At 72.7% G+C, this 18760-nt stretch carries 14 protein-coding genes; 8 read left to right on the top strand and 6 right to left on the bottom strand.

What is annotated here, in order from left to right; all coding sequences use genetic code 11:
* Together ACWCSU_RS07355 and ACWCSU_RS07350 are read right to left on the bottom strand one after the other, a co-directional pair.
* Entirely contained in the window at positions 1-789 is a 789-nt protein-coding gene (locus tag ACWCSU_RS07355; protein ID WP_449934213.1) for an inositol monophosphatase family protein, read from the bottom strand.
* Complete coding sequence (locus ACWCSU_RS07350) at positions 789-2765, bottom strand: prolyl oligopeptidase family serine peptidase (RefSeq protein WP_449934211.1); 1977 nt, start codon at positions 2763-2765, stop codon at positions 789-791. Before ACWCSU_RS07350 ends, ACWCSU_RS07355 begins: the two co-directional genes overlap by 1 nt.
* Before the next feature lie 98 nt (positions 2766-2863).
* Here ACWCSU_RS07350 and ACWCSU_RS07345 point away from each other — a divergent pair, with 98 nt between their 5' ends.
* On the top strand, positions 2864-3823 hold the full coding sequence (locus ACWCSU_RS07345; RefSeq protein WP_357697924.1) for a ferrochelatase: 960 nt from the start codon (positions 2864-2866) through the stop codon (positions 3821-3823).
* Here the strand turns inward: ACWCSU_RS07345 and ACWCSU_RS07340 are convergent.
* The gene (locus ACWCSU_RS07340; RefSeq protein ID WP_449934208.1) at positions 3814-4995 is read right to left on the bottom strand and encodes a lytic transglycosylase domain-containing protein; all 1182 of its coding nucleotides are present in this window, start codon (positions 4993-4995) and stop codon (positions 3814-3816) included. The genes ACWCSU_RS07345 and ACWCSU_RS07340 overlap by 10 nt on opposite strands.
* A 92-nt stretch (positions 4996-5087) precedes the next feature.
* Between ACWCSU_RS07340 and ACWCSU_RS07335 the strand changes: the two genes are divergently transcribed.
* From ACWCSU_RS07335 to ACWCSU_RS07325, 3 genes are read left to right on the top strand one after another with little or no spacing between them, the layout of a single operon-like run.
* Entirely contained in the window at positions 5088-6290 is a 1203-nt protein-coding gene (locus tag ACWCSU_RS07335; RefSeq protein ID WP_449934206.1) for an MFS transporter, read from the top strand.
* Between the two features lie 55 nt (positions 6291-6345).
* Complete coding sequence (locus tag ACWCSU_RS07330) at positions 6346-7068, top strand: polysaccharide deacetylase family protein (RefSeq protein ID WP_357697918.1); 723 nt, start codon at positions 6346-6348, stop codon at positions 7066-7068.
* A 44-nt stretch (positions 7069-7112) separates the two neighbouring features.
* Entirely contained in the window at positions 7113-8390 is a 1278-nt protein-coding gene (locus ACWCSU_RS07325) for a D-arabinono-1,4-lactone oxidase (RefSeq protein WP_449934204.1), read from the top strand.
* On the opposite strand, the gene ACWCSU_RS07320 is transcribed toward ACWCSU_RS07325, so the two are convergent.
* Positions 8387-9322 (bottom strand): hypothetical protein, encoded by a 936-nt coding sequence (locus ACWCSU_RS07320; RefSeq protein ID WP_449934202.1) that lies wholly within the window; start codon positions 9320-9322, stop codon positions 8387-8389. The genes ACWCSU_RS07325 and ACWCSU_RS07320 overlap by 4 nt on opposite strands.
* 113 nt (positions 9323-9435) lie before the next feature.
* Here ACWCSU_RS07320 and ACWCSU_RS07315 point away from each other — a divergent pair, with 113 nt between their 5' ends.
* Positions 9436-10386: a S8 family serine peptidase gene (locus ACWCSU_RS07315; protein ID WP_364090196.1), complete on the top strand. Its 951-nt coding sequence runs from the start codon at positions 9436-9438 to the stop codon at positions 10384-10386.
* Positions 10387-10547: 161 nt separating this feature from the next.
* Positions 10548-13529 (top strand): septation protein SepH, encoded by a 2982-nt coding sequence (sepH, locus tag ACWCSU_RS07310; RefSeq protein ID WP_449934200.1) that lies wholly within the window; start codon positions 10548-10550, stop codon positions 13527-13529.
* A 335-nt stretch (positions 13530-13864) separates the two neighbouring features.
* Here sepH and ACWCSU_RS07305 read toward each other — a convergent pair whose 3' ends face one another.
* Both ACWCSU_RS07305 and ACWCSU_RS07300 read right to left on the bottom strand, forming a co-directional pair.
* A complete protein-coding gene (locus ACWCSU_RS07305; RefSeq protein WP_449934198.1) occupies positions 13865-15412 on the bottom strand; it encodes a PH domain-containing protein in 1548 nt (515 codons plus the stop codon).
* Complete coding sequence (locus tag ACWCSU_RS07300) at positions 15409-15930, bottom strand: PH domain-containing protein (RefSeq protein WP_357697906.1); 522 nt, start codon at positions 15928-15930, stop codon at positions 15409-15411. The genes ACWCSU_RS07305 and ACWCSU_RS07300 overlap by 4 nt, the downstream gene beginning before the upstream one ends.
* A gap of 672 nt (positions 15931-16602) precedes the next feature.
* Here ACWCSU_RS07300 and ACWCSU_RS07295 point away from each other — a divergent pair.
* Complete coding sequence (locus tag ACWCSU_RS07295; protein ID WP_357697904.1) at positions 16603-17115, top strand: YbhB/YbcL family Raf kinase inhibitor-like protein; 513 nt, start codon at positions 16603-16605, stop codon at positions 17113-17115.
* Between the two features lie 199 nt (positions 17116-17314).
* Positions 17315-18739 carry a hypothetical protein gene (locus ACWCSU_RS07290; protein WP_449934195.1) on the top strand — a complete coding sequence of 475 codons (1425 nt, stop codon included), beginning with the start codon at positions 17315-17317 and terminating at the stop codon, positions 18737-18739.
* Positions 18740-18760: the final 21 nt, after the last annotated feature.

Raw genomic sequence — 18760 nt, 5'->3', positions numbered from 1 at the left:
TCAGGAGTCGCGTTCGGGGTCCAGCGGCACGAGCAGGTCGTGCAGCTCCTCGAACAGGCCGGGCGCCGCGCACAGCACGAACTCGGGCCCGGCCGGACGGCCGCGCAGCCCGCCGAGCCGGGCTCCCGACTCGGTCGCCACCAGCCCGGCCGCGGCGAAGTCCCACGCGTTGGTGCCGCGCTCGTAGTACGCGTCCACCCGCCCGGCCGCCACCGAGCACAGGTCGATGGCGCACGAGCCGCCGCGCCGGATGTCACGAACCCGCGGCAGCACCGACGCCACGACCCGCCCCTGGACCTCGCGGCGCGGCGCCGAATAGCCGAACCCGGTCGCGACCAGAGCCCTGGCCATCGGCACCTCTCTGTTGCAGCGCAGCCGCGCGCCGCCCAGCCAGGCGCCCTCGCCAAGCGCGGCGGTGAACACCTCTCCCCGCGCCGGCACGTTGACCACCCCCGCCACGACCTGCCCGGCCACCTCGACGGCGATCGACACCGCCCAGTCCGGCAGGCCGTACAGGAAGTTGACGGTGCCGTCCACGGGGTCGACGATCCACCGCACGTCGGACACGCCCGGCGCCTCGCCGCCCTCCTCGCCGAGGAAGCGGTCGTCCGGGCGGACCGCCAGGACGCGCTCGCGGATCAGCTCCTCCGACGCCTTGTCCAGGACGGTGACGACGTCGGTGGGGCTGGACTTGGTCTCGACGTCCGCCGACATCGTGGGCCGCTTGGCCAGCAGCATGTCGCCGGCCTCCCGGGCGATGTCCTCGGCCAGCCGCAGGAAGTCGGTCATCAGGCCACCGAGTCCGGGCGCTTCCACTCCTCGCCGAGCACGTGCTGGGCGAGGAAGGCGAGAACGGTCTCGTACCAGGCGATGACGTTGCCCGGCTTGAGGATCCAGTGGTTCTCGTCGGGGAAGTACAGGAACTTCGACTCGACGTCGGAGCGCTGGAGGTCCCACCACAGGCGCAGGGACTCGCCGATCGGCACCCGGTAGTCCTTGTCGCCGTGGATGACGAGCATCGGGGTGGTGATCTTGCCGATCGCCAGGTGCGGGGAGAGCCGGTCGTAGCGCTCCGAGCCCGGCTCGCCGAACTCGCGCTGCCAGTACAGGGAGGAGTCGGTGGTGCCGGCGAACTGGTCGAGGTTCCACAGCGCGGCGTGGGTGACGATGGCCTGGTAGCGGTCGGTGTGCCCGGCCAGCCAGTTGGCCATGTAGCCGCCGAACGAGCCGCCCATCGCCGCCACGCGCTCGTTGTCGATGTCGTCCCTGGCCAGGGCGACGTCCACGATGGCGTCGAGGTCGGCCTGGGTGCGGGGGCCCCAGTCGCCCCAGCCGCGGTCGATCATCTCCTGGCCGTAGCCGGTGGACAGGCAAGGGTCGGGCATGAGGACGGCGTACCCGCGCTGGGCCATGATCCACGACTGCCAGCGCCACTGCCAGTCGTTCCAGGACGCGACCGGGCCGCCGTGGATCCACAGCAGGAACGGCGCGGGGCTGTCGGCGGAGGCGCCCTCGGGCAGCACGAGCCAGCCGCGCACGGTCGCGCCGTCGTCGGCGGTGGCCGAGATCTCGGTCAGCGTGCCCGGCACCTCGGGACGCGGGGCCGGCGAGGGCAGGTCGGCGATCTCGCCGGTGGCCACGTCGATCCTGGCGGGGGCGGGGGCGAGCGCGATGTTGCTGCGCAGGGCGTAGACGTACGTGCCGTCGGCGCTGGCGTTGACCCCGAGGTAGGCGGCGTCGTCGGCGGTGAGCCTGGTGTGCTCGCCGGCCAGCGGGACGCGGAAGACCGGACGGCGGCCCTGGTGGTCGGCGACCAGATAGAGGGCCGAGGAGTCGGGGGCCCAGGCGACGTCCGTCGGGAACAGGCCGGGGGCGTAGGCCCGGCCCTCGCCGGTGGCCAGGTCGGCGATCCACAGCTCCACGCGGACGGAGACGTCCACGCTCGTGATGCGCTCGCGCGCGCAGGCCACCCGCGTGCCGTCGGGCGAGACGGCGATCGGGCCGCCGAAGTCGTGGGCCTCGTCGGTGAGCAGGGTGCGCCGCTCGCCGGTGGCCACGTCGATGGCGACCAGGTCCGTGCGGTTGTCGCCGCCGGGCAGGTACCGGCGCCAGGAGGCGATCACGGTGGAGCCGTCGGGGGTGAGCTCGAAGGTGGTGTCGCGCAGCGCCTCGCCCGCGTCGGGGGTCAGCTCGCGCACGTCCTCCAGACGGTCGGCGCCGAGCCGGCCGGCGAACAGCCGGGTGCGGGCCGGGCCGAGGTCGTGGTCCCAGTAGCGGACCGGGTAGCCCTCGTGCAGGATCGCGCTGATGCCGGCGTCCTTGCGGGCCTTGCGCCGCTCGTCCTCGGTCGCCTCCTCGCCGTCGAGCACGTCGGAGGCGAACACCACCACGTCGCCCGCCGTGCGGGCGACGCCGATGCCGCCGGGACGGGTGGCGATCTGGCGGGCCTCGCCGCCGGCGCGCGGCAGCAGCCACAGCGCGGGCACCTCGTCGGCCGCGTCCTTGACGGTGGGGTCGGGGCGCGCGGAGGTGAACAGCACGTCCCCCGCGTCGGTGAAGACGGCGGCCGACTCGCCCTTGGCGGAACGGGTCAGGCGGTACGGCTCACCGTCGACGGGGATCGCCCAGAGCGCGGTGCCGTACGACTTGCCGTCGGGTTCGAGCGCCTGCACGACCGAGATCAGGCGGGAGCCGTCAGGCGAGAGCTTCAGGGAGAGGACCCGGGGAATGGCCACATAGTCACGAATGTCATCGAATGCGCTCACTCGATCGAACCTACCTGGTCACCGCCGCTCCACGGGAGGCGGCGCGCTCGGTGCTCCCTCGGGCGCGGACCACCGGGCCTCCTGACTAGGCTTGACACGTGGCTGATTACGACGCTCTCCTCCTCCTGTCGTTCGGCGGCCCCGAGGGGCCCGACGACGTGCTGCCGTTCCTGGAGAACGTCGTGCGGGGGCGCGGCGTCCCGCGCGAGCGGCTGCTCGCGGTGGCCGAGCACTACCAGGGCTTCGGCGGCGTCAGCCCGATCAACCAGCAGAACCGCGAGCTGGTCGAGGCGCTGCGCCCGGTCGTGGGCGTGCCGGTCTACTGGGGCAACCGCAACTGGCACCCCTTCGGCGAGGAGACCGTGCGGCGCATGGCGGCCGACGGCGTGCGCCGGGCCGCCGTCTTCGCCACCTCGGCGTTCGCCGGGTATTCGAGCTGCCGCCAGTACTACGAGGACATCGCCAGGATCTCCGTCGAGGGCGGCCCCGAGCTGATCAAGATGCGGCACTTCGGCGATCACCCGGGGTTCGTCGCGGCGATGGCCGACCACACGCGCGCGGCGCTGGAACGGCTCGGCCGCGACGACGCCAGGCTGGTGTTCACCGCCCACAGCATCCCGGTGTCGATGGCCGAGACCGCCGGCCCCTCGGGCGGCCTGTACGAGTCCCAGCTCCGCAGGAGCGCCGAGCTGGTCAACCGGGCCCTGGGCCGTGACGAGCCATGGGACCTGGTGTGGCAGTCGCGCAGCGGCCCCCCGCAGGTGCCGTGGCTGGAACCCGACGTGTGCGACTTCCTGCGCAAGACGGACGCCGGCTCGGTCGTGCTGGTCCCGATCGGGTTCGTCTCCGACCACATGGAGGTCGTCTACGACCTCGACACCGAGGCCCGGCAGGTGGCCGCCGAGCTGGGCCTGCCGATGGAGCGCGCGGCCACGGCCGGCACCCATCCGGCGTTCGTCCGCATGGTCAGGGAGCTGATGGACGAGCCCGAGCCCGTCCCGTGCCCGCTCACCTGCTGCCCGCGTCCGGTCCGTCCCGGCGGGCGGCCTCAGGCGTAGGTGCGGGCGTACGCCTCGGCGATGCCCATGACCTTGTTCACGTAGTCCCACGAGTGGTTGTAGAACCAGATCGCCTTGCGCAGCTTCTCGGGGCCCTTGCCCGCGCCGTTGGCGCACAGGTAGTTGGCGGCGCCGGGCACCGCGTCGTACGGGCTCCAGATGTCGGCCTTGCCGTCGCCGTCGCCGTCCACGCCGTAGTGCTTCCAGGTGGCGGGCATGAACTGCATCGGTCCCAGGGCGCCGGCGCTGGAGGGCCCGTTGTTGCGGCCGTGACTGCTCTCGACCTGGCCGATGGCCGCCAGCACCGTCCATGACAGGCCGGGGCAGCGGGTGGCGGCGGCCTGGTAGAGCTCCAGATAGCTGCCCGGCCGGCCGACGTTGACCGGCTGCTGCTGTTGTTGCTGCTGCCGCCGCCGCTGCTGGGCGCGGCTGGCCGCGTCGAGCACGACGACCTGCGCGCCCTTGCCCAGCAGCTTGCGCACCCCGCTCTCGCCGATGGTGCCCGGTTTGCCGTGCAGCAGCACCGCGACGCCCTTCGCGAAGCCGAGCGACCTGCCCACCTCGACGCTGACCAGGCCGTCCACGCCGGAGAGCCCGAGCGTGGCCGAGGCCGCGACCCGGAGCCTCGGGCCACCGTCCACCTGGTACATCGCGCCGAGGATCATGCTGTACTTGCGCATCGTGCCGGCCTCGGCGACCAGCTCGCCCCTGGCCAGCGCGCTCCAGACGGCCGGCTGGTCGGCGACGGGCTGCGGCGTCCAGGAGCGGAAGTCGGCGGGGTCGACGGCCAGCAGGTTCAGCGACGTGCCGGAGACCTTGACCGCGCCGGCGTCCACGACGGCCGCCTTCTGCACGTGCCTGAGCGCGCCGAGGGCGAGCCTGGTCCGCCTGGAGACCGTGCCGGGCGCGATCGCCAGCACGCGCGGCGGCGTCACGGTGACGCCCGGTCCGCCCTGTCCGAAATCCTTGACCGGCGCCGTCGTGGGTACGAGCTTGTCGAGGCGCGGAGCGGCCTCCGGGGTCACGCGGGTGATCGGCCTGCGCACCGGCTCCTGGGCGGTTCTGACCAGGTCATCGCCCACGAGCACGACGACTCCCCCGGCCACGGCGGTGACCACGAGCACGCCGAGGACCATGAGCAGGACCGCGCGGAGAGAGGGAAGACCGGACATCAGGCACACGTTAACCCACTCGCCGGAAATTTCAGTTGCCATCCGGACAGACAGTGCGCGATCGTTGGGTCGCCAAGTAAGGGGGAAACAGCGTGGTCGGGCCTTACCGGGGTTTGTTCAACGGGCCCGGCGTCAAAGGATTCGTGCTGGCCGGGTTCGTCGGCCGGATGCCGATGTCCATGCTCGGCATCGGGGTCGTGCTGCTGATCTCCACCGTCACCGGGTCCTTCGCCACCGCCGGCGCGGTCGGCGCGACCACCAACGTGGCCTTCGCGATCGCGGCTCCGCTGTCGGGGCGGCTCGTGGACAGGTTCGGGCAGAACCGGGTGATCGCCCCCTTCTCCGTGGTCAACGCGCTGGCGATGGCCGCGCTGATGCTCAGCGCCGCGCTCCGCCTGCCCGAATGGACCCTGTACGTCTCCGGCCTGCTGATCGGCGCCTCCTCCCTGTCCATCGGGTCGATGGTGCGCGCCCGCTGGTCCACCATCCACGGCGGCACGGGAACGCTGCACACCGCCTTCGCGTTCGAGTCCGTGGCCGACGAGGTGGTCTTCGTCACCGGGCCCGCGCTCGTCACGGTGCTCGCCACGGCGGTCAACCCGTACGCGGGACTGGTGGTGGCGCTGGTGTGCATGCTCGGCGGCTGCCTGGCCCTGGCGGCGCAGCGGCGTACGCAGCCGCCCGTGCAGCTGGTCAGGACGGGCGGCGGCACGCCCATCCTGATCCCCGGCATCGCCCTGCTGGCGTGCGTCTACCTCGGGCTCGGCTCGGTGTTCGGCTCGGTGGACCTGATCATGGTCGCCTTCGCCGAGGAGCACGGCGTGAAGGGCGTCTCCGGGTTCCTGCTGGCCTCGTTCGCGGGCGGGTCAATGGTGTCGGGGCTGTGGTTCGGCTCGCGGCAGTGGCGGATCTCGTTGCGCGCCCGGTTCGTCCGCGCGCTGGGCGTGTTCGTGGTCGGCCTGGTGCCGATCCTGCTCGTGGACGACCCGTGGGTCATGGCCGCCGTGGCGTTCGTGGCCGGTCTGGCCATCTCGCCGACGCTCATCACCGGGTTCTCACTCACCGAGCGGCTGGTGCCGCCGCCCCTGCTCACCGAGGGCATGGCGTGGATCTCCACCTCGATCGGGTTCGGCGTGGCGATCGGCGCGTGGGCGGGCGGGCGGCTCACCGACCTGTTCGGCGCGTCCAGCGCGTTCGGTTTCGCGGTGTGCGCGGCGCTGCTGGCGGCGGTCGTGGGCGTCGGAGGTTCGGGTTTGCTGAGACTTCCGGAAGCGCCTTCACCCGTGAAGAGTTGATCCGCTACGGTCGGGAGTTATCCCTCGCAACACCCATCACACCGGAAGCTCTGCTATGTCCCGACAAATCACTTCACTTCTAGCTATCGCTGCAGTTTGCGTCACTCTGGCTCCCGCGCCCGCGTTCGCCCAGACGCCGAAGAAGGCCGAGGTCGATTGCGAGCAGGTCAAGTGCCTCGCGCTGACCTTCGACGACGGGCCCGGCCAGTACGCGGGAACTCTGCTCGACACCCTCAAGAAGACCGGCGCCAAGGCGACGTTCTTCCTGGAGGGCCAGTACGTCACCAGCCGTCCGGCCTTCGTCAAGCGCATGGTCGCCGAGGGCCACGAGGTGGGCAACCACAGCTACAAGCACCCGGACTTCACCAAGATCGAAGCCGGGGAGATCAGAAGCGAGATCAAGAAGACCCAGGACGCGGTCAAGAAGGCGGCGGGCGTCGAGCCCAAGCTGCTGCGCCCGCCGTACGGGCTGGCCGACATCCAGGTGTCCGACGTCGCGACCGAGTTCGGCATGCCGATGGTCCTCTGGACGGCCGGCTCGCACGACTGGGAGAGCAAGAACGTCGAGGCCATCAAGAAGAAGACCCTTGAGGTGGCCCAGCGCGACGGCATCATCCTCATGCACGACTGGGTCAAGCAGACCGTGGACGCCATGCCGTCCATCATCAAGTCCCTGCAGGCCAAGGGGTACCAGCTGGTGACGGTCTCCGACGTGATCAAGCGGCAGAACCTTGAGCCCGGCCAGATTTTCCCGGTTCCCGAAGGCTGGCAGAAGTGAGTATCGTTCACGTTTAATCGGAACGACGCTCGGAGGGGCGCCTCATGGTCTTCACTAACTGGGCCGGGAATCAGACGGGCGCCCCTGCCGAGGTGCGCACCCCCACGAGCGTGGCGGACGTCGTCCAGGCCGTACGGGACGCCTCGGCCGCCGGGCGGCGCCTGCGCATGGTGGGCACGGGCCACTCCTTCACCGGGGTGGCCCTCACCGACGGGATCATGCTGCGTCCCGAGAGGCTGAGCGGCATCAGGTCCGCCGCCGAGGACCGCGTCACCGTCCAGGCCGGCACGCCGCTCAAGGTGCTGAACGAGCTGCTCGACCAGCGCGGCCTGGCCCTGGCCAACATGGGCGACATCACCGAGCAGACCGTCGCCGGCGCGATCCAGACCGGCACCCACGGCACCGGCCGCGACAGCGGCGGCCTGGCCGACCAGGTCACCGAGCTGGAGCTGGTGCTCGCCGACGGCTCGGTCGTCACGGCCGTGCCCGGCGAGGACCTGTTCGACGCGGCCCGGGTCGGGCTCGGGGCGCTCGGCGTGCTGACGGCCGTGACGTTCCGGGTGGAGCCCGCGTTCCTGCTGCGCAACCGGCGGCGCAGGATGACGCTCACCGACATGCTCGCCTCGCTCGACTCGATGACCTCGGCCAACGAGCACCTCGACTTCTTCTGGCTGCCGCACACCGACGCCTGCCTGGTCAAGACCAACAACCGGGACGCGGGCCCGGCCAGGCCGCCGAGCGCGCTCAAGCACTGGCTGGACAACGTGTTCCTGGAGAACACCGTCTTCGGCGCCGCGTGCGCCGTCGGCGGGCGGCGTCCGGCGCTGATCCCGCGGATCAACGCGATCAGCGCGGCGGCGCTGGGCGACTCCGAGGCGGTGGACACCTCGTACAAGGTGTTCACGGCCCGCCGCGACGTGCGTTTCCTGGAGATGGAGTACGCCGTGCCGCGCCGGTACCTGGCCCAGGCGCTGCGCGAGACCCGCGACCTGATCGACAGGATGGACTGGAAGATCACCTTTCCCGTCGAGGTGCGCGTCACGCCGCCCAGCGACGCGTGGCTGTCGACCGCGTACGGCCGCGACTCCGCCTACGTCGCCTGCCACATCTACCGCCCCACGCCCAACCCCGCGTACTTCGAGGGCGTGGAGGAGATCATGAACCGGCTGGAGGGCCGGCCGCACTGGGGCAAGCTGCACACCAGGGACGCCGCGTACCTGCGCAAGGTCTACCCCCGCTTCGACGACTTCGTCGCGCTGCGCGACCGCCTGGACCCGCGCCGGGTGTTCACCAACGACTACCTCGACGTGGTGCTGGGCTAGCGCTGCGGCCGGCGGCCCTCCTGCTGGAGGGGCGGGTCGTCCTGGGGTTGCGTGGGCGGGGGCGCGCTGGACTGCTGCTCGCCCGGGTCGGGGCTCTCCTGCCCCTCCCCGTCGGGCTGAGGTGTCTCGACGGGCTCGACCGTGTCCGTGGGCGTGGGCGTCGGCGTGACGCTCGGCTCCGGCTCCTCGGTCGGGGACGGCGGCGGCGTGCGCGGCGTGTCCGTCGGCGTCGGGAGCGGGGTCGGCGACTCCGCCGGCCCGGTCGGCAGCACCTCGCGGTCCCGGCGGTCGCGCCCCTGGTCCTGGACGGGGGCGCGCTGATGCTCCTTCACCGGCGTCTGCCTGCCGGTGACCCGCTCGTGCAGCGTCTGGTGGTCGACGGCCTGGAAGGCGAGGATGCCGCTCATGCTGACCGCGAACACCAGCGCGGCCGCCACCGCCATCTTCAGCCACGGCAGCCCCCTGTGCCCGTCGGCGGGAACGGCGACCGGCATGACCAGCGTGTCCCGCCCGCCTTCGCCACCCGGTCGAACGGCGAACACGGCCGTGTCCTCGTCGTCCTCGTCGTCCTCGTCGCCCACCGGAGTACGGAACGCGGCCGTCTCCTCACCGGCCGCCGGGGGGCGGCGGGCGGCCGTCTCCTCGCCCGCGGCCGGGGTGGCGTACGCGGCCGCGGCGAGCAGGCCCTTGCCCTCCTCCTGCTCCTCGTGCCACGCGGACAGCGTGTGCTGCTTGACCCGCTCACCGGTGCGCTTGAGATAGTGCGTGTAGACGGCGCTGGCCACCGTGCTCGCGATGCTGACCACGGCGGCGCCGATCACGGTGCCCGCCACCCCGAGGTAGGAGGCGGCCACCGCGGCGGTGACGGCGGCGAGGGCACTCCCGAGGATCTGTGGCACGCTCAGCTCGAACTTCCGCTGCTCGGCGGTCATCCCCCGGATCAGTCCCCTCTGGTCATACGTTCGGTAAAGAGCTTCCTCGTGAATAGACGCGAGCGCGTGTCCCGTTGTTCCTGTGACCTGCGCGACAGGCATCCTCGTAACTCGTGCCCCGACGATTCGGCCTACCCTCCGTCTACCTCGCCGCGGCCGTGGCGACGGCCGCGACGACCGCTGTCCCTCTCGCCATGACGCCCGCCTCCGGACTCGCCCTGCGCCCCTCCGCCTCCGAGCCCACCCGGCCCTACATCGTCACCGCCCGCAGCCGCGCGGACGCCCGGGACCTCGTCGCGGAGGTGAGATGGCGGGTACGGCGCTACTACACCGAGGCCCTGCCCGGATTCGCCACCTTCCTGACCGCCGGCGAGCTGACCGAGCTCAGATCCGACCCCCGCGTCCTGGCGGTCGAGCCCGATCGCGAGATCCACGCCATGCCCGGCGACACGCCCGCCCCCGCCGACACCTCTGACACGTCCACCGGCGCGGGCACCACCGTCTACGTCGTGGACAGCGGAGTAGACGTCACCCGGACCGAGTTCGGCGACCGGGCCTGGCGCGCCTTCGACGCCACCGGCGGCACCGGTCGCGACTGCGCCGGGCACGGCACGCACGTCGCCAAGGCCGTCGCCTCGCGGGCGCCGGAGGCCAGGATCGCGTCGGTGCGGGTGCTCGGTTGCGCGGGGTCGGGCTCGCTGGCCGACGTGCTGGCCGGGCTCGACTGGATCCGGCGGCACGCGCGCGGCCCGTCCGTCGTCACGCTCGCCGCCGACGGGGCCGACTCGCCCGCGCTCGGCGCCGCCGTACGGTCGCTGGTGCGCTCGGGCGTGTTCGTCGCGGGCGCGGCCGACTCAGGTTGGTGCCAGGTTGCCTCCGGCGGGCAGGCGTTCTCGGCGGCCGCCCCGTATCTCGCCGCGGCCGCGGCGCGTCTTCTCGAACGCAGTCCCGATGCCGGCCCGTCCCTTGTCGCGAGTTCGCTGAAGTGCACAACAGCACGCCCCGCGATTCGCCAGAATCCGTCGAGGAGCTCTAACCTCCTCATGCACAGCGGCGGGCACTAGAGGAAATGGATTCCACAAATGTGACCGGCGTCACATCGCCCCCGGGGCTTCCCAGGAAGGCGATGTTCGGACATGCCGGGTACGGTGCTGGCAGGCAACCGGCACACGCGAGAGACTCAAGGGTCCGGGGGAAGAATGGCGACGCTGACGAAGGGACTCGCATGCAGGAGCTCCGACTCGTCGCGGTGAGTGAGGACGGCACCTATCTCGTGCTGGCTACTGCCGGGCGAGGTACGCGCTTCACCCTTCCTGTGGACGATCGGCTCCGTGCTGCCGTCCGTGGCAACTTCTCCCGTCTCGGCCAGTACGAGATCGAAGTGGAGAGCCCGTTGCGCCCCAAGGAGATCCAGGCACGCATCCGCGCCGGAGAGACAGCGGAACAGATCGCCGCGACCGCCGGGATCCCGGTCGAACGAGTCCGCTGGTTCGAGGGCCCGGTGCTGCAGGAGCGGGAGTACGTCGCCCAGCAGGCGCAGCGTGTCGCCGTCCGCATGCCCGGGGAGACCGCTCCAGGTCCCACCCTCGGCGAGCTGGTGGCCGAGCGGCTGACCAGGCGCGGCGTGCCCACCGACGAGATCGACTGGGATTCGGCCAAGCGCGACGACGGCCTGTGGCGGGTCAAGCTCGGCTACGTCTGGAACGGTCACACGCGCCACGCCGAATGGCTCTTCGACCCGCGCAAGCGCCACGTCTCCCCGCACGACGACGAGGCCATGCGCCTGTCGTCCGCCGACTTCGATCCCGATCCCGCCGTGGTGGAGGACACCACGGTCACACCGTTCGCGCCTCGGGTGGCCAAGCTGCAGCCGGTGCCGCCGCTCGCCTCCGACCCGCTGCCCTTCCCGTCGGTCGTACGCCGCGAGCCGGAGGAGCCGGCCGTCGGCTACACCCCGCCGCCCAGGTCCGCCGACACCGGCGGTTACGGCCGGGGGCCGGACATGCCTGGGCGTGACGTGCCGTTCGACCGGCCGTCCCCGTCTCGCGAGACCGCGTCGGACACCTCGTCGTCCCTGTCCGACAACACCCGTGCCCCCTTCCGGGGCGAGGGCTTCCACCCCGACCCGTCCCGCGCCGACGGCTCCCGCCCCGCCTCCCGAGGGGACACCTACCGCCCCGAGCCCCCCCGCCCCGACGGATTCCGCGGCGAGGACACCCGCGCCCAGGGCTTCCACGGCGACGACCGTGGCCAGGGCTTCCGTGGTGACGACGGCCGGGCTCCCGGGTTCCGGGGCGAGGACACCCGCGCCGAGGGGCACCGTGGGGAGACCGCGGGGCGCGAGACCGGGTTCGGCCGCTCCGCCGACGCCTCCTCCCGCCGCGGCGGCACGTCACCGTGGCTGCCCGACTTCGGCTCCAGCCGCTCCGGCGAGCGCGACGACACGATCTACGCGCCCGGCAACCCGGCCTCCCGCCCGCTCACCTCCCAGCCTGCGCCTTCGCAGCCGACGCCCTCCGAGCCCGCCGCACCGCCTCAGCCGCACACGGACGGCCCCACCCAGCACGCACCCACCCCGACCCCGGCGCCCGCCCCTGAGGCCCCGGCGACGTCGTCGGCTTCTGACGCTCCGGCGACCTCGGCCACGCCTGACGCCCTCGCCGCGTCACCCGCTCCCGAGGCCCCGACGACAGCGACCGCTCCTGACGCCCTCCAGACGTCGACCGCTCCTGACACTCTCGCGACGTCCGCCGCTCCTGGCGGCACGGCGACGGGGGCGGCTGAGCAGCCGTCCACGGCGGCGGCGGCCGACGAGCCCGCCGCCCGGTCCGAGGCTCCGGACTCGGCCCAGGCCCAGCCCGCCGCCTCGGCTTCAACGCCGACCGAGCCGGAGCCCGCCGCCACCTCGGCAGCCCAGCCAGAGCCGCCGGCCGCCTCCACCGTCCAGCCGGAGACGTCCGCCAGTTCTGCCGCACAGCCGGAGACGTCCGCTGCCTCTGCCGTACAGCCGGAGACGTCGGCCACGAACGCCGGGCCGGAGGCGTCCGCCGCCACCGACGTCCAGGCGGCGACCTCGGCGGCCGTGGATGCTCAGCCGTCCACCGCGACGGAGACCACCACCACCGGTTCTCCCGCGCCTGGAGACACCGCCGCCCCGGAGCCCGCCGTCGCGTCGGCCGCCTCCAAGACCGGCGATGCCCGGACCATCGAGGCCAAGACCGGCGCGCCTTCGACGCCTCAGGTCACCAGCGCCACCTCCGCCGACGACGCAGAGCCCGCCACAACCGCCGTCCCGACGGCCGACGCGGCGAACGTTGCGACAGCCGACGCACCCGACGCCTCAACGACCGGTGCGACGGACGTCCCGAAGGCCGCTGCGGAGGATGCCTCCGCCGCCGCACCCGCCATGAGCGAGAAGCCCGCCACCGCGGAAGCGGCCCCCCAGGCGACCACCGAGGCCACACCGGCGACCACCCAGGACACACCGGCCGCCGAGACGCCGCAGGCGACCACCCACCACGCATCGACGAACGAGACGCCCACGGCCACCTCGCAGGACGCGCCGCGCGACGAGACGCCCGCAGCCACCTCGCAGGAGTCCTCGGCCGCCGCGTCGCCAGTCCCACAGAGCGCGGCGGACTCCGCGCAGGCGGAGCAGACCAGCCCGGCGCCAGCACCGGCAGCCACGGCCACCCAGGACGCGGCCATCCAGGACGAGGCCGCCAAGGACGCGGCCACCCAGAACGCCGCCGCGCCGGAGGCGCCCGAAGAGGCGGCTTCGAAGACCGAGGTGCCGGAGACGCCTGAAGAGGTGGCCCAAAAGGCCGAGACGCCCGAAAAGGTGGCCGAGAACACCGAAACGCTCGACGAGGTGGCCGGGAAGGCCGAGGCGCCTGAGGAAGTGGCAGGGAAGGCCGGGACGCCTGAAGAGGTGGCCGAGACGGTCGAGGTGCCGGAGAAGAAGGCGCCTGCGCCCAAGCCCAAGCCCGGCCCCGGCGCGCCCAAGGGCGCCCCGCCGATCCCGGCCGCGCGTCCCGGCAAGGACGATGCCAAGGACGACAGCAAGGGCCCCGGCAAGGAGGACGTCCCGGTGCCCTCTCCGCCGCCCGCGCCGGCCGCGCGTCAGGCGCGCAAGGGCGCGCGGGGCCGCCGGGCCTCCGTGCCGACGTGGGACGAGATCATGTTCGGCGCCCGCCGCCAGGACTGATCCACCCGCGATCAGGGACACCGATCGCCGTCATCGACCAGGGGCCGCGTCCACCTCGACAGGAGGGCGCGGCCTCGGCCGTTCGAGGACGCGGTGCCGCCCAGGCCGCGCGGAACGGACAAGGCCCCTCCGCAAACCCCCCGAGAAAATCGCCGTCCGACCCGCCGGGCCCCCGTGCGGACGCCTTGCGGCGGGACCAACCGAGCCCCGGTGCGGGGTCGCCCGGCGCGAAGTCACCGCTTTGCGGCGGAACCAGCCGCGGGTGGTGCCGGGCCGAGTCGCCGGCGCGAAGTCGCCGCCTTGCGATGGAACCAGCCGCCGGAAGGCTGAGGGGTTCAGTGTTGTGGCGGGAAGGGGCGGGCCGGTACGTCGGGCTGCGCGAACGGGGCCAGCCACTCCGGCGTCACCTCGGCGGGGAACGCGGCCCCCTGAGCCTCGGAGACGTCCAGTGCGTGGTAGCCGCCCTTCCCCGCCCCGACCCCCGCGATCAGCGTCAGCACCCCGGCCCGTCGCTGGAACCAGGTCTGGCGCAGCCGCCAGCCCACCACGGCCCGGCGTTCGACCACCGCCTCGGCGCGGCGCAGCGAGCCCGACCGGACCACCAGGCGGGCCCCGTCGTAGCCGTGCCCCAGGGAGGCGTACCGGTCGAGGCCCAGGAACACCCCAGCGCCCGCCAGGAGCAACGCCAGGACCGTCAGAACCCACCAGAGCATCATTCCTGTGGCCCACGCCCCCGCGGCGCTCAGCGCGGCCAGGAGGAGCCAGGGGAAGACCGCCCGGAACAGGCGGCGGTTGCGGGCGATGGGCGGATGGGGGCGCAGGGTGGAGCGGAAGGGCCCGACCGCGTCGGCGGTGACGCCGACGGCGACCTGGCGCGGCACGTCGGGCAGGAGTTGCCCGCGCGTCTCGGAGTCGCCGAGCCCGGTCACGATCGCCCAGACGCGTACGACCCCGGCCAGGCGTTCGGCCAGACCGTCGACGATCTCGTAGCCACGCACCCTGCGGGACTCCAGCGACACGCTGCGCCGGTTGATCAGCCCGCGCTCGGCCACGAGGTAGCCGTCGCGGCGGGTGAGCCTGAAGTCCCAGTTGAACACCGCGTACATGACGCCGCCGACGAACGGCATGGCGACGACCAGCAGCAACGCCACGACGAGCAGCAGGTAGGGGTGCTCCCACAGCCACTCCCCCGCGCTCCAGGCGGCGTCCTGGCCGAAGCCCAGGTCGTCGCCCCACTGGAAGGCCAGCCCCACCGCGCCGCCGGCGAGCGCGAACGGCGTGAGCAGGTACGCCCCGGACAACGGCCCGTACAGGAGCCACCGGCGCGGGACGGCGATGATCGACCGGTCGACGGGCGCCGGACCGGGCCCGGGGATGTGCTCGGCGGCCCTGACCTGGACGGCGCGGCGCAGCAGCACCGCCTTGAGGCGTTCGGCCTCGCCCAGGGTGACGCCGTCGAGCGCGGCCTCCTCGTCGTCGCCGCTCGCGCCCGTGTCGACCTTGAGCACGGCGAGCCCGAGTATGCGGTGCATGGGCGGCGTGGAGACGTCCACGCCGCGCACCCGCTCCAGCGGGATGGTCCGGATCGAGCGGCTGATCAGCGAGCGTTTGGTCTCCAGGCGGTCGCCGACGATCTCGTACGTGAAGGTGGCCCAGCGGATGACCGCGAACGCCACGGTGCCGACGACGCCGATCGCCGCCCACGCGTACGACCTGGCCGAGAAGCCGCCCACGAACAGCACGCCGACCAGGGGCAGCAGCAGCGAGGGCAGCATGCGTACCGGATCGATGAGCAGCACCTTGGGGCTCAGCCGCCGCGGCGCGGGGGGCGGGGGCGGCAGGGGCTGAGGCGGAGGGGGCGGCGGCGGGGGCGACTGGGTCACGTGGCGTCGTCCCTGAGCTCTTCGGCGCGGTGGGCCAGCCGTTCGGCGAGCCCGGCCGCGACCTCGAAGTCGAGGCCCTTGATCGTGGAGGAGCCGGCGTGGGAGGCGGTGCGGATCTCCAGCGTGGCCAGGCCGAGCAGCCGTTCCATCCACCCCTGGGCCTTGTCGACCGTCTGGATGCGGCTCACCGGCACGAACACCCATTCCCTGGTCAGGAACCCCGACCTGGCGTAGACGACGTCGCCCGACAACTCCCAGCGGTGGACGGCGTACCGGACGAACGGCTCGGCCGCGAGGAACGGCGTCAGCACCACCCCGACGACCAGCGGCAACAGCCAGGAGTGCGCGGCGAGCCAGGACGGCACCCACGACCACCCGCTGCCGCCCACCCACCCGGCCACCACGGCCGAACCGCCCACGAAGAACACGAACCCGATGGCCGCCTGCAGCAACCACAGGCGGCGGGCCTTGGGCGAGACTCGGTGCGCGGGGTCACGCAGTGGGCCTTTTGACGTCACACGACCAGCTTAGGGCGCACGGCCCGAAAGACGATCTGGCTACGCCCCCCGAAGATCGCCCTCAGGGGCCTCAGGACGCCCATGGGGAATGGCGCCCGCGACCCATCGCGCTCACCGGCGGCGGCGGGTAAAGATCGGTCGGCCGTAGCGGCGTGTCGGGCGGACGCCCGGACGCGGCGGGTGCATGCTCGGTGGCGGCCGGCCGCAGGCTGTCGAGCTGGGCCACGTCGGCGGCGCCACGTTCGTGCCATCCAGGCCCGGCGGCGCGTTACCGCACCACGCGCGAAACGCCCTCACGAAGCGTGGCAGCCGCCGTCCGCCGCAAGGCACAACCGCCACTTCCGGCGCAGCTGAATTTTGCCTGCCGGACGCCGACCGAAACCATGCCCGTTTTGTCCCTACCGCCCGCCCGCCGGGACCCCGCCGCGCGCCCCGGGGAACGGGCAGGCCAGGAAGGTCATGGCGACACCCGTTCCGCAGACCCGCCGACGGCGTCGCTGTGGCCAACTTCACCTCCAAGATCCCGGCATTCTGGCCGGTTTCGGCTCCTTTGCCGACGACCGACCATCGGGAAACGGTCTGCGCACCGCCGAGAGCCGCGTAGCATCATCCGGCATGGGGCTGTGTAACACGGCATCACGTGTGAGGCGGGCCGCTGTCAGTGTGACAGTGGTGGCTTTCGCGCTCACCTTGTCAGGTTGCGCCGCCCTGGGCATCGGAAGGTCCCAGGCCAAGGAGATCGCGGAGATCAACGTCTCGAGCCCGGAGTTGCGCGACGGCATGCCGCTGCCGGGCGAGTACTCCTGCCGGGGCCGCCAGGGCAGCCCGCCGCTGCGCTGGTCCAGCGAGCCCTTGCCGAAGGCCAAGTCGATCGCGATCGTGGTCGACTCCCACACTCCCTCCGAATCGGCCGTTCACTGGGTGCTCTACAACATCCCGGCGACCACGACCGAGCTGGGGCCGGGTGCCGCCGAGAGTCCGCCCGAGGGCTCCGGCCAGGCCAAGGTCACCAGTGGGAAGGCGGGCTACGAACCGCCCTGCAACACCCCGGGCAGCTACCGGTTCACCGTCTACACGTTGAACGACAAGGTCGAGGCGAAAGAGGGCGGGCTCCCCGAGATCTTGAAGGAGATCGCCGACCACACGATCGCCCGGGGCCGGCTGACGGCGGTGAACATCCAGTGACAGGGCGATCACCGCAGGTAGACCGGATGGACCAATTCTTTGCGTAGGGTGTGACAACTCTCATAGTGGTCCGACAGAATCAAATCCAATTGTTAGGCATTGGTGATCAAAGGGGGCAGATCGCGTCGATGGCCGCGCGATCTCACCGATGCCACAGGGAGGCCATGGCTTTGAGGGTGGTGCAATGATCGCGGTCGTCGTGAGCTTGGTCGCTGTCGTGCTCCTCGTGCTCGTCGTCGTGGCACTGGGCATGCGTTCCATGAACCGCCGGGAGAGCTCTCTCCCTCCGGAACGGCTGAAGGAGATGGCCGAGAAGGAGGAGATGACGCACGCCCGGTCCACCGACGAGTTCGCCGCGCACGAACCACGGATGGCCAATTTCAGCCCTGACTTCTCCCCGATCGACGAGGTGAAGCCCAAACCCGTCCGCACCGGCCAGCGTGGCAGGCGTGGCGTCGACGAGTGGGGCAACCCGACCACCGACCACGAGGACGAGGAGTTCTGGGCGAACATCCGCAGCGACGCCGAGGAGGGCGGTTTCGGCGCCGGCGGCACCGTGGCGGCCAGGAAGGGCGCCGCGCGTCCCGTCGATCGCGAGCAGCCCGCAGAGCGCCGTGAGCGCCCGGCCGAGCGCCGTGAGCGTCCCGCGAAGCCGCAGCCCGTGGCCGCCGCGGCCGACCCCAACGCCGCGACCGTCCAGGCCCCCCTGCCCCAGCGCCAGCCCGCCCCGGCCGCCGCGGCCAACCTCGCCGACCTGGTGGAGCCCGCCAAGCGACCGGTTCCCTCCGCGTCCGACATGGCCGACCAGCGCACGGTGACGTTCGCGGCGCCGACGCCCGACGTGCTGAGCCTGCTCGGCGGGGCCGCCCAGCCGGTCGTGCCGGCCTCGCGTCCCGAGGCCCTGCCGGCGAGCGGCGCCCACCCCGCGAACGGCAACGGCTCGTTCCCCGCCTCCCCCTCCTACCCGGCGACGTCCGGCGGGTCCTACTCCGGCGTCACCTCCAGCGGGTCCTTCCCGGTCGCCCCGGTCACGCCCATCCACGGCGCGCCGACCAGCGACCCGTTCCCCGCCTACACCAACGCGGCCGACCCCCTTGAGACGACCTGGACGGGCGCGCCCGCCGCGGCCACCTCGGGCTCCTGGCCCGCCGCCTCGCCCGACATCCTCGACGACCCCTCCCCCGCCTCCCCCGCCTCCTACGCCGCCCCGGCCGGCTCCTGGCCCGCCTTCGTCGAGCAGCCCGCGGCCACCGCCTCCCCGTCCGCCGCCTTCCCGGCGTCGTACGAGGTGCGCGCCGGCTGGGCCGTGGCCGACGACTCCGGCTCCCCGATCACCGGGCCCTCCCCGGCCACCGGCACCCCGACCGTCCCCGCCCGCGCGGTCTCGGCCTACGACGACGTGCTGTCGGCTCCTCCGGCGACGCCCCAGCCTTCCTCGGTCGCGTACGAGACGGGCGACTTCGCCGCCGGGCCCGGCCCCGCCTGGCCCGAGCCGCCGTCCGGCACGGCGAACTGGCCGACGTACGGCGGGCAGTCGCAGGGCGCGGCCGCTCCCGGCCAGGCCGACAACGGCGGCGGCCGCCGCCGGGCCCCGGAGCAGGACTACAACGACTACTACCGCTGATCTCCGGCCCCTTACCGAATG

It is taken from the genome of Nonomuraea sp. NPDC001699 (genome assembly GCF_053596455.1).
Note: the sequence above shows the minus strand (reverse complement) of the source record. Positions and strands in the feature narration are given on the sequence as shown.

Excerpts from the sequence above, each read along its gene's own strand:
- ACWCSU_RS07355 (WP_449934213.1), bottom strand. The coding sequence starts at position 789 with ATGACCGACTTCCTGCGGCTGGCCGAGGACATCGCCCGGGAGGCCGGC.
- ACWCSU_RS07340 (WP_449934208.1), bottom strand. The coding sequence starts at position 4,995 with ATGTCCGGTCTTCCCTCTCTCCGCGCGGTCCTGCTCATGGTCCTCGGC.
- ACWCSU_RS07330 (WP_357697918.1), top strand. The coding sequence starts at position 6,346 with ATGTCCCGACAAATCACTTCACTTCTAGCTATCGCTGCAGTTTGCGTC.
- ACWCSU_RS07325 (WP_449934204.1), top strand. The coding sequence starts at position 7,113 with ATGGTCTTCACTAACTGGGCCGGGAATCAGACGGGCGCCCCTGCCGAG.
- ACWCSU_RS07320 (WP_449934202.1), bottom strand. The coding sequence starts at position 9,322 with ATGACCGCCGAGCAGCGGAAGTTCGAGCTGAGCGTGCCACAGATCCTC.
- sepH (WP_449934200.1), top strand. The coding sequence starts at position 10,548 with ATGCAGGAGCTCCGACTCGTCGCGGTGAGTGAGGACGGCACCTATCTC.